Genomic DNA, 14,311 nt, shown 5'->3' on the forward strand with positions numbered 1-14,311 from the left:
CTCGGTAATGATATGCGCCGATGCTACAATGTACGCCGACTAATGTTAACCCTCTGGAGCTGTTAGTGTCCTCATTGCCGGTCGCCGTTGTCCTTCCTGAGCTTCTCGCTGCCTTACACCGTGCCCCGCAGGTTTTGCTAAACGCGCCTACGGGGGCCGGTAAATCCACCTGGCTGCCGCTACAAATTCTGAAAAACGGCAATATCGGTGGAAAAATTATCCTGCTGGAGCCGCGCAGGCTGGCCGCGCGCAACGTGGCGCAGCGCCTGGCGGAACTGCTGAATGAAAAGCCGGGAGAGACGGTAGGGTACCGCATGCGCGCGGAAACCTGCGTGGGGCCTTCCACGCGGCTTGAGGTGGTGACCGAGGGGATCCTCACCCGCATGCTGCAAAACGATCCGGAGCTGACCGGCGTCGGGCTGGTGATCCTGGATGAATTTCACGAGCGCAGCCTGCAGGCGGATCTGGCCCTGGCGCTCTTGCTGGACGTGCAGCAGGGCCTGCGCGACGATCTTCGGCTACTTATCATGTCCGCTACGCTGGACAACGAGCGGCTGCAGCAGGTGTTGCCACACGCACCGGTAATTAGCTCAGAGGGGCGCGCGTTCCCGGTCGAACGGCGCTATCAACCGCTGCCAGCCCATCAGCGCTTTGACGAAGCGGTCGCCATCGCAACCGCAGAACTGTTGCGTCAGGAATCTGGTTCGCTGCTGCTGTTTTTACCCGGCGTGGGCGAGATCCAACGCGTGCAGGAGCAGCTGGCCTCCCGCGTAGACAGCGACGTGCTGCTGTGCCCGCTCTACGGTGCGCTGTCGCTGGCCGATCAGCGTAAAGCGATCCTTCCCGCACCTGCGGGACAGCGCAAGGTGGTGTTGGCAACCAATATTGCTGAAACCAGCTTGACCATCGAAGGTATTCGCCTGGTGGTGGATAGCGCGCAGGAGAGGGTGGCAAGCTTTGACCCGCGTACCGGGCTAACCAGACTGCTTACGCAACGCATTAGCCAGGCGTCGATGGTGCAGCGCGCGGGCCGTGCGGGACGCCTTGAGCCGGGTATTTGTCTGCATTTGACCAGCGCGGAGCAGGCTGAACGCGCGGCACAGCAAAGCACACCGGAAATTTTACAAAGCGATTTGTCTGGCCTGGTGATGGAACTGCTGCAATGGGGCTGCCTGGAACCCGCCCAGCTCACCTGGCTTAACCCCCCTCCTGTCGTGAACCTTGCCGCGGCGCGTGCTTTACTGACCCAGCTCGGTGCGCTTGACGGTGAGCGGTTGTCCTCCCGAGGACAAAAAATGGCCGCACTGGGGAACGAGCCACGGCTGGCCGCCATGCTGGTGTCAGCGCAGGGAGACGATGAAATAGCTACGGCCGCGAAACTGGCAGCTATCCTTGAGGAGCCGCCACGCGGAGGCAGTAGCGATCTGGCCCATGCCTTTTCGCGCAGTCAGGGGAACTGGCAGCAGCGGGCGCAGCAGCTGTGTAAGCGGCTTAGCAGCCGCGGCGGCGTGCCAGACGGTGAGAGTATCCCACGGCTGTTAGCGCGGGCATTTCCGGACCGGATTGCGCGTCGGCGCGGGCTGGACGGACGCTATCAGCTGGCAAACGGCATGGGGGCGATGCTGGACAGCGATGACGCCCTGACGCGTTATGAGTGGCTGATCGCGCCGCTGTTGCTGCAGGGGAGCTACTCCCCGGATGCCCGTATTTTGCAGGCGATTGCCGTGGATATCGACGCCCTGACGCGCGCGTGCCCGCAGCTGCTCCAGCAGTCCGACACCGTCGAGTGGGATGATGCGCAGGGTACGCTGAAGGCATTTCGTCGTAGCCAGATAGGTAAGCTGACCCTCGGGACGAAGCCGCTGGCGAAGCCGTCGGAAGAGGAGCTGCATCAGGCCATGCTGAACGGTATCCGGGAAAAAGGGCTCGGCGTACTGAACTGGTCGCCAGAGGCTGAACAGTACCGTCTTCGCCTGCACTGTGCCGCGCGCTGGCTGCCGGAGTATGCCTGGCCCGCGGTGGATGATGAAACATTGTTGGGCTCTCTGGAGCGCTGGTTATTGCCGCAAATGCACGGTGTTCACTCGCTCCGGGCGCTGAAAGCGATCGATGTTAAGGTCGCGTTACAGAATTTACTCGACTGGTCATTACGTCAACGTCTGGATAGTGAACTGCCAGAGCATTACACTGTGCCGACCGGAAGCCGGATTGCCGTTCGTTATCACGAGGATAATCCGCCTGCGCTGGCGGTACGGATGCAGGAGATGTTTGGGGAGGCGACCACGCCGTCCATCGCCGAAGGGCGCGTTCCGATGGTGCTTGAGCTCTTGTCGCCTGCACATCGTCCGCTGCAGATCACCCGCGATCTGGGAGCGTTCTGGGCGGGGAGCTACCGAGAAGTGCAAAAAGAGATGAAGGGGCGTTATCCCAAACACGTCTGGCCGGACGATCCGGCGAATACGGCGCCGACGAGGCGGACGAAGAAATATTCGTGAAAGGGGAGTGCGGTCTGATGCCCTCACCCCAGCCCTCTCCCACGGGGAGAGGGAGAAAACCCATTTTGAGAGATTTCTTCTTTCACGATGATGTGGAAGAAAAGAGAATCGGGCCTTTGCGCCTGAAAGTTGCGGAGAAAAAGCATGGCGGGGAATGACCGCGAGCCAATAGGACGTAAGGGAAAACCAACGCGTCCGGCGAAAGAAAAGGTAAGCCGTCGTCGCCTCAGAGATGAGGACTATGACGATGACTATGAAGACGATTATGAGGATGAAGAACCGATGCCGCGTAAAGGGAAAGGCAAAGGGCGTAAGCCTCGGGGCAAACGCGGCTGGTTCTGGCTGCTGCTGAAGCTGTTTATTGTTTTTGTTGTGCTGATGGCGATTTACGGCGTGTATCTGGATCAAAAGATCCGCAGCCGTATCGACGGTAAAGTCTGGCAGCTACCTGCGGCAGTGTATGGCCGTATGGTGAACCTTGAGCCAGATATGTCCATCAGTAAGAACGAGATGGTGAAACTGCTGGAAGCCACCCAGTATCGTCAGGTATCTAAAATGACGCGGCCTGGCGAGTTTACCGTGCAGGCGAACAGCATTGAGATGATCCGCCGTCCGTTTGATTTCCCGGACAGCAAAGAGGGGCAGGTGCGCGCGCGTCTGACCTTTGACGGCGATCGTCTGGATATTATTGAGAACATGGATAACAACCGTCAGTTCGGTTTCTTCCGTCTCGATCCCCGTCTGATCACCATGCTCTCCTCGGCAAACGGCGAACAGCGCCTGTTCGTGGCGCGTAACGGTTTCCCGGATCTGCTGGTGGACACCCTGCTGGCAACCGAAGACCGTCACTTCTACGAGCACGATGGCATCAGCCTCTACTCGATTGGTCGTGCGGTACTGGCTAACCTCACTGCGGGACGTACCGTGCAGGGGGCGAGTACCCTTACTCAGCAGCTGGTGAAGAACTTGTTCCTCTCCAGCGAACGCTCTTACTGGCGTAAAGCTAACGAAGCGTACATGGCCGTGTTGATGGATGCGCGTTACAGCAAGGATCGTATCCTTGAGCTGTACATGAACGAGGTATACCTCGGTCAGAGTGGCGATAACGAAATCCGCGGCTTCCCGCTGGCGAGCCTGTACTACTTTGGTCGTCCGGTGGAAGAGCTGAGCCTCGACCAGCAGGCACTGCTGGTGGGTATGGTGAAAGGGGCGTCCATTTATAACCCGTGGCGTAACCCGAAACTGGCGCTTGAGCGTCGTAACCTGGTGCTGCGCCTGCTGCAACAACAGCAGGTGATTGACCAGGAGCTGTACGACATGCTGAGCGCGCGTCCACTCGGCGTTCAGCCGCGCGGTGGCGTGATTTCGCCTCAGCCTGCATTTATGCAGCTGGTGCGTCAGGAGCTGCAAAGCAAGCTTGGTGATAAGGTCAAAGATCTCTCCGGCGTGAAGATCTTCACCACCTTTGACTCCGTGGCGCAGGATGCGGCAGAAAAAGCGGCAGTGGAAGGCATTCCGGCGCTGAAGAAACAGCGTAAGCTGAGCGATCTGGAAACCGCGATGGTGGTGGTTGACCGTAACACCGGCGAAGTTCGCGCGATGGTGGGCGGTGCTGAGCCGCAGTTTGCAGGCTACAACCGTGCTATGCAGGCACGTCGCTCGATCGGTTCTCTGGCAAAACCGGCGACCTATCTGACCGCCCTGAGCCAGCCAAATCAGTATCGCCTGAATACCTGGATTGCGGATGCGCCGATTTCCCTGCGTCAGCCTAACGGCCAGGTCTGGTCACCGCAGAACGATGATAAACAGTTCAGCGGCCAGGTCATGCTGGTGGATGCCTTAACGCGCTCCATGAACGTGCCAACGGTTAACCTCGGGATGTCGCTGGGCCTGCCGGCCATCGTTGACACCTGGCAGAAACTTGGCGTGTCGAAAGATCAGCTGCATCCGGTGCCTGCGATGATCCTCGGTGCGCTTAACCTGACGCCGATCGAAGTGGCGCAGGCATTCCAGACCATTGCCAGCGGGGGTAACCGCGCGCCGCTGTCTGCCCTGCGTTCGGTGATTGCCGAAGATGGCTCCGTGCTGTATCAGAGCTTCCCGCAGGCAGAACGTGCCGTTCCCGCTCAGGCAGCCTATATGACGCTGTGGACGATGCAGCAGGTTGTGCAGCGCGGTACCGGGCGTCAGCTGGGTGCGAAGTATCCGGGTCTGCATCTGGCGGGTAAAACCGGGACCACCAACAACAACGTCGATACCTGGTTCGCCGGTATTGATGGCCGTGAAGTGGTGATCACCTGGGTAGGCCGCGACAACAACCAGCCGACCAAGCTGTACGGCGCGAGCGGGGCGATGTCGATTTACCAGCGCTATCTGGCAAATCAGTCTCCTGTGCCGCTGAATCTGGTTGCGCCGGAAGACATTGTCGATATGGGTGTGGACAGTTCCGGTAACTTTGTCTGCGGCGGTGGGATGCGTACGCTGCCTGTCTGGACCGCAAACCCGGACTCGCTGTGCCAGCAAAGCCAGCCAGAACAGCCAACGGGTAACCCGTTCGACCAGTCTTCTCAGCCACAGCAGCCGCAGCAGCAACAGCCGCAGCAGCAGAATGAGAAGAAAGACAGCGACGGTGTCGCGGGCTGGATCAAAGATATGTTCGGCGGTAACTAACCTTTTGAAGCCCTCTTCCCTGGAAGGGGGCTTTTTTACCCGTAAACCTCATTTCGTTAACCCTCGCTTTAAGTCTGATTAACCCTTCGTTTTCTCTTGTCTATTTCTTAAACCCTTAATTCTCATAGGGCCGCTTACTGCTTGCTATGCAACCAGCGTTTCGCATATTATTCTGGCGCTCATAATAATAATTCTCGTTTACGTTATCATTCACTTTCACATCAGAGATTCAACATGGCGCTTTCCAATACTGCTCAGCCAATTAACACGTCGCTGCGTAAAATCGCGGTTGTCGTAGCCACAGCGGTTGCCGGCATGTCGGCTTATGCACATGCTGCCGAAACCCCGAAAAAAGAAGAGACCATTACGGTAACCGCAGCACCTGCGGCACAGGAAAGTGCCTGGGGGCCTGCACCAACGATTGCGGCAAAACGCACCGCAACGGCGACCAAAACCGATACCCCGATTGAGAAAACACCGCAGTCTATTTCCGTGGTCACGCGTGAAGAGATGGATATGAAGCAGCCGGGTACGGTGAAGCAAGCGTTAGCCTATACGCCGAGCGTTTTTGCGACTCGCGGTGCATCAACAACGTATGATGTTGTTTCTATCCGTGGGTTCACCACCTCCAGTACCGTGAATACTAACCAGTATCTGGATGGGATGAAGCTGCAGGGAGATAACTATTCTGAAGCGTCCATGGATCCGTATTTCCTTGAGCGCGTCGAACTGCTGCGCGGCCCAACGTCCGTCCTGTACGGTAAAAGTCACCCGGGCGGCGTGGTCAGCATGGTCAGCAAGCGCCCAACCACCGAGCCACTGAAAGAAATCCAGTTCAAAATGGGTACCGATAACCTGTGGCAAACCGGATTTGATTTCAGCGATGCGATTGATGATGACGGCGTGTGGTCATACCGTCTGACCGGTCTGGGGCGCAGCGAAAATGCGCAGCAGGAAATGGTTAAGTCCACCCGCTACGCCATTGCGCCTGCTTTCAGCTGGCGTCCTGACGATAAAACCGATTTCACCTTCCTAAGCAATTTCCAGAGCGATCCGGATGCAGGCTATTACGGCTGGCTGCCGCGGGAAGGTACCGTTGTGCCTTACTATGACGCCAATGGCAACGCTCACAAGCTGCCGACCGATTTCAACGAAGGTGATGAAGACAACAAGATCTCCCGCCGTCAGAAGATGTTGGGCTACAGCTTCTCGCATCAGTTTGATGACACCTTTACCGTGCGTCAAAACCTGCGCTACACCAAAATCAACACGCTTTACCGTTCCGTCTACGGTAACGGCTATATTGCACCAGCTCAGATCAGCCGCGCGTATGTGCGCTCTGATGAGGATCTGAACTCGTTCACGGTCGATACCCAGCTGCAGTCCAAATTTGCGACAGGTGCAGTGGATCATACTCTGTTAACGGGCGTTGACTACCTGCGCATGCGTAACGATATTGATGCTGATTACGGCAGCGCTGATCCTATCAGCATGACGAATCCGCAGCACAACAATGCCAATATCAACGTGAACTTCCCGTATGCCGTGCTCAATCGTCAGGAGCAAACGGGCCTGTACGCGCAGGATCAGGCTGAGTGGGATAAGTGGGTACTGACCCTTGGCGGACGCTATGATTTCGCTAAAACGTCCACACTGACGCGTTCCTCTGACACGACGGCTGAAATCAACGACCGGGCATTCACCTGGCGTGGCGGGATCAACTACCTGTTTGATAACGGTATTACGCCGTACTTCAGCTACAGCGAATCCTTCGAGCCTATTTCCGGCGCAACCCAGGGCGGCAAACCGTTCGATCCGGCTCGCGGCAAACAGTATGAAGCGGGCGTGAAGTATGTACCGAAAGATCTGCCTGTGGTTGTGACTGCAGCGGTATACCAGCTGACCAAAAACAACAACCTGACGGCCGATCCGGCGAACCCGACCAGCGGCTTTAGCGTGCAGGGCGGAGAAATTCGTTCCCGCGGGTTCGAACTGGAAGCGAAAGCCGCAGTCTCTGCCAACGTGAACGTGACGGCTTCCTATAGCTTTACTGATGCGGAATACACGCACGATACTTGGTATGAAGGCCGTCGTCCGGCGGAAGTGCCGCGTAACATGGCGTCTCTGTGGGCCGATTACACCTTCCACGAGACGGCGCTGAGCGGTCTGACGGTAGGGGTGGGAACCCGTTACATCGGTAACACCGTTTCCTACTACTCTGCCTCGTCGCCAAAAGCCTATCAGTCGTTCAACGTTGCGGGCTACGCCCTGGCGGATGCGACCGTGAAATACGACCTGGCACGCTTTGGACTGCCGGGCTCTTCTGTCGGCGTCAACGTGAACAACATCTTCGACCGTGAATACGTCTCCAGCTGCTACAGCGAATATGCATGCTATTGGGGAGCAGGACGTCAGGTTGTTGCCACCGCGACCTTCCGCTTCTAACCGCTCTTCGGGCACGGTTCGCCGTGCCCTTTTTATTTAAGTTGGCTGATATGCAGGATAATCAAACGCAACCCGACACCACCTTTACGCTCAACCACCTCTCCTTTCGCGTACCCGGGCGCACGCTGCTGCATCCGCTCTCTCTGACGTTCCCGGCAGGTAAAGTAACGGGGCTGATTGGCCACAACGGCTCCGGTAAATCCACGCTGCTCAAAATGCTGGGACGCCACCAGCCGCCTTCAGAAGGTGATATTTTGCTGGACGACCAACCGCTGGAGAGCTGGAGCAGTAAAGCCTTTGCCCGCAAAGTCGCCTATCTGCCGCAGCAGCTGCCGCAGGCGGAAGGGATGACGGTACGCGAGCTGGTGGCCATTGGGCGTTATCCGTGGCACGGGGCGCTGGGGCGCTTCGGCGTCGCCGACAGAGAAAAAGTGGAAGAGGCGATTGCGCTGGTGGGGCTAAAACCGCTGGCGCACCGGCTGGTGGATAGCCTGTCCGGCGGTGAGCGTCAGCGCGCGTGGATTGCAATGCTGGTGGCACAGGACAGCCGCTGCCTGCTGCTCGACGAACCCACCTCCGCGCTGGATATTGCCCACCAGGTCGACGTGCTGGCGCTGGTGCATCGCTTAAGCCAGCAGCGCGGGCTGACGGTGATTGCGGTCCTGCATGATATCAACATGGCGGCGCGTTACTGCGATTATCTGGTGGCGCTGCGCGGTGGTGAAATGATTGCCCAGGGCACGCCGTCTGAGCTGATGCGCAGCGAAACGCTGGAACACATTTACGGTATTCCGATGGGTATTCTGCCTCACCCTGCCGGGGCTGCACCGGTGAGCTTTGTGTACTGATGCTGGACAACATGCTTATCAGCCGCCGTCGCCTGCTGACGGCTATGGCACTCTCACCTCTGCTGTTAAAAATGAATACGGCGCGCGCTGCCGACGTGGATCCGCACCGTATTGTGGCCCTTGAGTGGCTGCCGGTTGAACTGATGATGGCGCTCGGCGTCACGCCCTATGGCGTGGCGGACATTCCTAACTATAACCTCTGGGTGAACGAGCCGAAGCTGCCGGACTCGGTGATCGACGTCGGTCTGCGCACGGAGCCAAACCTCGAACTGCTCACCCAGATGAAGCCGTCGTTCCTGTTCTGGTCCGCGGGCTACGGTCCGTCAGAGGAGGTGATGGCGCGCATTGCGCCAGGACGCGGATTCTCTTTCAGCGACGGTAAAAAGCCGCTGATCGTGGCGAAAAACTCGATTAACGAGATGGCGCATTTCCTCAACCGCGAGGTGGAGGCCAAACGGCATCTCGACGAATTTGATGCCCTGATTGACGCGCTAAAGCCGCGTTTTGCTCACCGGGGCGATCGCCCGCTGCTGATGGTGACGCTGCTGGATGCCCGCCATATGCTGGTCTTTGGTAAAAACTGCCTGTTCCAGGACGTGCTCGACAGTTTTGGCATTCGTAATGCCTGGGAAGGGGAGATGACGTTCTGGGGCAGTACCGCCGTGGGTATCGATCGTCTGGCGGCGTTTCGCGATGTAGATGTGATCTGTTTCGACCACGGGAACGAGCGTGACATGCAGGCGCTGATGGCGACCCCGCTCTGGCAGGCGATGCCGTTTGTGCGCGAGCAGCGCTTCCAGCGCGCCCCGGCGGTCTGGTTCTACGGCGCGACGCTGTCGGCCATGCATTTCGCCCGGGTGCTGGATAACGCATTGGGAGGAAAAGCATGAGCATGCGTATCGCCCGCTTCCCGGCGCTGCTGTTGTCCTTACTTTTCCTTGCCGCGCTGGTATTAACCTGGTTCAACCTCTCGACGGCACTACCGCGTGGACAGTGGGGAGATGCCCTGGCCGCGCCGGATATCGATAATATCCAGCAGATGCTGTTCCACTACAGCCTGCTGCCGCGTCTGGCGATCTCCCTCTTGGTCGGTGCCGGTTTAGGGCTGGTGGGCGTACTGTTTCAGCAGGTTTTACGCAATCCCCTGGCGGAACCGACCACGCTCGGCGTCGCGACCGGTGCGCAGCTTGGGATCACGGTCATCACGCTGTGGTCGCTGCCGGGGGCGTTGACCTCGCAGTTTGCCGCTCTCGTGGGAGCGTGCGTGGTGGGCGCGCTGGTCTTTGGCGTGGCATGGGGCAAACGTCTTTCCCCTGTGACGCTTATTCTGGCCGGGCTGGTGGTCAGCCTGTACTGCGGGGCGATTAACCAGCTGCTGGTGCTATTCCACCACGATCGGCTGCAAAGCATGTTCCTGTGGAGTACCGGCACGCTCACCCAGACCGACTGGAGCGTGGTGGCGCACCTGTGGCCGCAGCTGGCCGGCGGCGTCGTGCTGACGCTGCTGCTCCTGCGTCCTCTGACGCTCATGGGGTTGGATGATGGCGTGGCGCGTAACCTGGGGCTGGCGCTGTCGCTGGCTCGCCTGGCGGCGCTGACGCTGGCAATTGTATTGAGCGCTCTGCTGGTGAACGCGGTCGGCATCATCGGGTTTATCGGCCTGTTCGCGCCGCTGCTGGCGAAAATGCTCGGAGCGCGTCGTTTGCTGGCGCGTCTGCTGCTGGCCTCGCTGATTGGGGCGCTGATCCTCTGGCTTTCCGATCAGCTCATTCTGTGGCTGGCGCGGGTCTGGAGAGAGGTGTCCACCGGGTCGGTCACGGCGCTTATCGGTGCGCCGCTGCTGCTTTGGCTGCTGCCGCGCCTGCGCAGCGTGAGCGCACCGGCGATGGATGCGGGCGATAAAGTCTACGCGGAACGCCAGTCGGTGCTGTGGTTTAGCCTTGCCGGCCTGGCGGTGCTGGTTATCGTCTCGTTTACGGCGCTCGCGTTTGGGCGTGATGCAGCGGGCTGGCACTGGGCAACGGGCGATTTACTCAACGACCTGCTACAGTGGCGCTGGCCGCGTATCTTCGCTGCGCTGATCGCCGGCGTAATGCTGGCGGTGGCGGGGTGTATCATTCAGCGTCTGACCGGCAACCCGATGGCAAGCCCGGAAGTGCTCGGGATCAGCTCTGGCGCCGCCTTTGGCGTGGTGCTGATGCTGTTCTTTGTGCCGGGCAATGCGTTTGGCTGGCTGATGCCGGCCGGGAGTATCGGTGCGGCGGCCACGCTGATGATTATTCTGATGGCCGCCGGTCGCGGTGGATTTTCCCCGCACCGGATGCTGCTGGCCGGGATGGCGCTCAGTACCGCATTTACGATGCTGTTGATGATGCTACAGGCGAGCGGCGATCCGCGTATGGCGAAGATCCTGACCTGGATTTCTGGCTCAACCTACGGTGCCACCGGCAGTCAGGTTGTCTGGTCCGGGATCGTGATGATCGCGCTACTGGCGATTGTTCCGCTGTGCCGTCGCTGGCTGACCATCCTGCCGCTCGGTGGTGAAACGGCGCGTGCGGTGGGTATGGCGCTGACGCCAGCGCGCGTGGCTCTACTGCTGCTGGCGGCGTGCCTGACGGCGGTGGCAACCATGACTATTGGACCACTGAGTTTTGTCGGGTTGATGGCGCCGCACATTGCCAGAATGATGGGGTTCCGCCGGACGATGCCGCATATTGTGATGTCTGCCCTCATGGGCGGGGTCATGCTGGTGTTTGCGGACTGGTGCGGAAGAATGGTGCTGTTCCCGTATCAGATCCCGGCGGGGCTGCTGTCGACCTTCATTGGCGCGCCGTATTTTATTTATCTGTTGAGAAAGCAGAGCCGATAGTCAGGTGCGGCCTGATGCCCTCTCCCACGGGAGAGGGAGAACAGCGTAGGCCGGGTAAGCGTTAGCGCCACCCGGCAATGCCCTTAGAGCTTCGCAAACACCTTACGCGCCGCGTCGATGGTGTTATTGATATCTTCTTCGCTGTGCGCCACGGACATAAAGCCCGCTTCGAACGCTGACGGTGCCAGGTACACGCCTTCTTCCAGCATCAGGTGGAAGAAGCGCTTGAAGCGTTCAACGTCGCACTTCACCACGTCCTGATAGCAGGTCACGGTTTTCGCATCGGTGAAGAAAATCCCGAACATCCCACCCACGTGGTTAACGACCAGCGGAATACCGGCTTCCTCTGCCGCTTCAAGCAGTCCGTTTGCCAGCTGCGTCGTCAGGTCGGTCAGGGTTTCATGAATACCGGGCTGAGCCACTTCGTTCAGGCAGGCGAAGCCCGCCGCCATGGCGATTGGGTTACCGGAGAGCGTGCCCGCCTGGTAAACCGGGCCGGTTGGCGCCAGGGCTTCCATGACGTCCTTACGGCCACCAAAGGCCCCGACCGGCATGCCGCCGCCGATGATTTTGCCGAGGCAAGTGAGGTCCGGCTCAACGCCATAATAAGACTGGGCACCCGCCAGCGCCACGCGGAAGCCGGTCATCACTTCGTCGATGATCAGCAGGGCGCCGAATTCGTCGCACAGGGCGCGCAGGCCCGGCAGGAAATCAGGCTGCGGTGGGATACAGTTCATGTTACCCGCAACAGGCTCAACGATGATGCAGGCGATCTCCTGCGGATACTGCTCGAATGCCGCGCGAACGGTGGCCAGATCGTTGTAGGTGCAGGTCAGGGTATGCTTAGCGAAATCTGCCGGTACGCCAGGCGAGTTTGGCTGGCCGAGCGTTAGCGCGCCGGAGCCTGCTTTCACCAGCAGGCAGTCCGCATGGCCGTGGTAGCAGCCTTCAAACTTGATGATTTTATCGCGGCCGGTGAAGCCACGCGCAAGGCGGATGGCGCTCATGGTGGCTTCGGTACCGGAGTTCACCATACGCACCATGTCCATGGTCGGCACCAGTTCGGTGACCAGCGCCGCCATTTTCACTTCCATTTCGGTTGGCGCGCCGAAGCTCAGGCCGCGCTGGGCGGCTTCAATCACCGCGTTACGGATAGCCGGGTGGTTGTGGCCCAGCACCATCGGGCCCCAGGAGCCGACATAATCGATATAGGCTTTGCCATCGACATCATACAGATACGCGCCGTCAGCACGTTCGATAAACAGCGGCGTGCCGCCCACGCCGGTAAAGGCGCGCACAGGTGAGTTCACGCCACCCGGAATAAGCTCTCGGGCTGCACTGTAGAGGTTTTCAGACTTGCTCATGGCGTCGTTCCTGGTTCGTATAAAATGATTAAGCACACTATTCTAAGTGATTCGCGGAAGGTTATGAAATGTTTGCCCCACTAATGCAAAAACAATTGTTAAGGATTTTTCACGGGACGGCGCCACAGTCTCTGGTAAAATCCTCGCGGCTTTTTGTATGACGAATAAGAACAGGACATGAAATCAGATTCTCCGTCTTTTGAAGAACAACAGTTTACGCGCGCCCAGCACCGAATCAGTATTCGGCGGCTGCTCAATCGCGATAAAACGCCGCTGGCGATCCTGCTGGCCGCTGCCGTGGTGGGTACCCTCACGGGGCTGGTTGGCGTGGCTTTTGAAAAAGCGGTTAATGCCGTACTCAACTGGCGAGTGGGGACCGTAGCCGGTTTCGCCGATAGCAGATGGCTGGTCTGGGTGGGGGCATTCGGACTGTCTGCGCTGTTTGCCATGGTGGGGTATTTTCTGGTGCGTAAATTCGCGCCGGAAGCGGGCGGATCGGGCATCCCGGAAATTGAAGGTGCGCTGGAGGAGTTGCGTCCTGTGCGCTGGTGGCGGGTGATGCCGGTTAAATTCATCGGTGGCATGGGGACGCTGGGCGCGGGGATGGTGCTCGGCAGGGAAGGGCCCACGGTACAGCTGGGGGGCAACGTTGGTCGTATGGTGGGCGATCTGTTTCGGATGCGAAGCGCCGAAGCGCGCCATACGCTGCTGGCAACCGGTGCGGCTGCGGGGCTGTCGGCGGCGTTTAACGCGCCGCTGGCGGGGATTTTGTTCATCATCGAAGAGATGCGCGCGCAGTTTCGCTACAACCTGATCTCCATTAAAGCGGTGTTTACCGGCGTCATTATGTCGAGCATTGTCTTTCGTATAGTTAATGGCGAAGGGGCGGTCATTGAGGTGGGTAAACTGACCAACGCACCGGTCAACACCCTGTGGCTGTATCTGGTCCTCGGTATGATTTTTGGCGTGGTTGGCCCGCTCTTTAATACCTTCATCTTACGTGCTCAGGATATGTTTCAGCGTATTCACGGCGGGAATACAACCAAATGGGTGCTGATTGGTGGCCTGCTGGGCGGGATGTGCGGGGTACTTGGATTCATTGAACCGAATGCCGCAGGCGGCGGGTTCGGCCTGATTCCCATTGCGGCGGCCGGGAATTTCAGCGTGGGTCTGCTGCTGTTTATGTTTCTTTCGAGAGTCATCACGACGGTGCTGTGCTTCTCGTCCGGTGCGCCAGGGGGGATATTCGCACCGATGCTGGCGCTGGGAACGCTGCTGGGCACCGCGTTCGGTATGGCGGCGCAAGCGGGCTTTCCCGCTTATCACCTTGATGCCGGGACCTTTGCGGTGGCCGGAATGGGGGCGCTACTGGCTGCATCCCTGCGCGCGCCGCTAACCGGCATCGTGCTGGTGCTGGAGATGACGGATAATTACCAGCTCATTTTGCCAATGATCATTACCTGTCTCGGCGCGACACTATTAGCCCAATTCCTGGGTGGAAAGCCGCTATACTCCACCATCCTTGCGCGTACTCTGGCAAAACAAGAGGCTGAGCGGGCCGCAACGCAGAATACTTGAATGAATTACCAGGGTATTAGATAATGACACAAAGAATTGGGT

At 58.9% G+C, this 14,311-nt stretch carries 8 protein-coding genes; 7 read left to right on the forward strand and 1 reads right to left on the reverse strand.

Annotated features, from left to right (window positions below):
* Positions 1–65: 65 nt before the first annotated feature.
* The 6 genes from hrpB (at position 66) to fhuB (ending at position 11,327) form a co-directional block, all read left to right on the forward strand.
* Positions 66–2,495 (forward strand): ATP-dependent helicase HrpB, encoded by a 2,430-nt coding sequence (hrpB, locus tag E3U32_RS16920; protein ID WP_134349694.1) that lies wholly within the window; start codon positions 66–68, stop codon positions 2,493–2,495.
* Between the two features lie 144 nt (positions 2,496–2,639).
* Positions 2,640–5,165, forward strand: coding sequence for a bifunctional glycosyl transferase/transpeptidase (gene mrcB / locus E3U32_RS16925; RefSeq protein ID WP_134349695.1), 2,526 nt, complete (start codon positions 2,640–2,642; stop codon positions 5,163–5,165).
* A gap of 234 nt (positions 5,166–5,399) precedes the next feature.
* Positions 5,400–7,610, forward strand: a complete 2,211-nt coding sequence (gene fhuA, locus E3U32_RS16930; RefSeq protein WP_134349696.1) for a ferrichrome porin FhuA — start codon at positions 5,400–5,402, stop codon at positions 7,608–7,610.
* A 50-nt stretch (positions 7,611–7,660) separates the two neighbouring features.
* Positions 7,661–8,458 (forward strand): Fe3+-hydroxamate ABC transporter ATP-binding protein FhuC, encoded by a 798-nt coding sequence (gene fhuC, locus E3U32_RS16935; RefSeq protein ID WP_047346397.1) that lies wholly within the window; start codon positions 7,661–7,663, stop codon positions 8,456–8,458.
* Entirely contained in the window at positions 8,458–9,348 is an 891-nt protein-coding gene (gene fhuD / locus E3U32_RS16940; RefSeq protein ID WP_134349697.1) for a Fe(3+)-hydroxamate ABC transporter substrate-binding protein FhuD, read from the forward strand. Before fhuC ends, fhuD begins: the two co-directional genes overlap by 1 nt.
* Positions 9,345–11,327: a Fe(3+)-hydroxamate ABC transporter permease FhuB gene (fhuB, locus tag E3U32_RS16945; protein WP_134349698.1), complete on the forward strand. Its 1,983-nt coding sequence runs from the start codon at positions 9,345–9,347 to the stop codon at positions 11,325–11,327. Before fhuD ends, fhuB begins: the two co-directional genes overlap by 4 nt.
* An 83-nt stretch (positions 11,328–11,410) precedes the next feature.
* Here the strand turns inward: fhuB and hemL are convergent, their stop codons facing one another.
* Positions 11,411–12,691: a glutamate-1-semialdehyde 2,1-aminomutase gene (gene hemL / locus E3U32_RS16950; RefSeq protein WP_134349699.1), complete on the reverse strand. Its 1,281-nt coding sequence runs from the start codon at positions 12,689–12,691 to the stop codon at positions 11,411–11,413.
* A gap of 177 nt (positions 12,692–12,868) precedes the next feature.
* Between hemL and clcA the strand changes: the two genes are divergently transcribed.
* Positions 12,869–14,269 (forward strand): H(+)/Cl(-) exchange transporter ClcA, encoded by a 1,401-nt coding sequence (clcA, locus tag E3U32_RS16955; protein ID WP_134349700.1) that lies wholly within the window; start codon positions 12,869–12,871, stop codon positions 14,267–14,269.
* Positions 14,270–14,311 lie beyond the last annotated feature (42 nt).

Origin of the sequence: Lelliottia nimipressuralis (assembly GCF_004402045.1) — a bacterium.
Taxonomy (GTDB): domain Bacteria; phylum Pseudomonadota; class Gammaproteobacteria; order Enterobacterales; family Enterobacteriaceae; genus Enterobacter; species Enterobacter chinensis.

Coding starts and splice junctions, on each gene's coding strand:
- mrcB (WP_134349695.1), top strand. CDS start 2,640: ATGGCGGGGAATGACCGCGAGCCAATAGGACGTAAGGGAAAACCAACG.
- fhuA (WP_134349696.1), top strand. CDS start 5,400: ATGGCGCTTTCCAATACTGCTCAGCCAATTAACACGTCGCTGCGTAAA.
- fhuC (WP_047346397.1), top strand. CDS start 7,661: ATGCAGGATAATCAAACGCAACCCGACACCACCTTTACGCTCAACCAC.
- fhuD (WP_134349697.1), top strand. CDS start 8,458: ATGCTGGACAACATGCTTATCAGCCGCCGTCGCCTGCTGACGGCTATG.
- fhuB (WP_134349698.1), top strand. CDS start 9,345: ATGAGCATGCGTATCGCCCGCTTCCCGGCGCTGCTGTTGTCCTTACTT.
- hemL (WP_134349699.1), bottom strand. CDS start 12,691: ATGAGCAAGTCTGAAAACCTCTACAGTGCAGCCCGAGAGCTTATTCCG.
- clcA (WP_134349700.1), top strand. CDS start 12,869: ATGAAATCAGATTCTCCGTCTTTTGAAGAACAACAGTTTACGCGCGCC.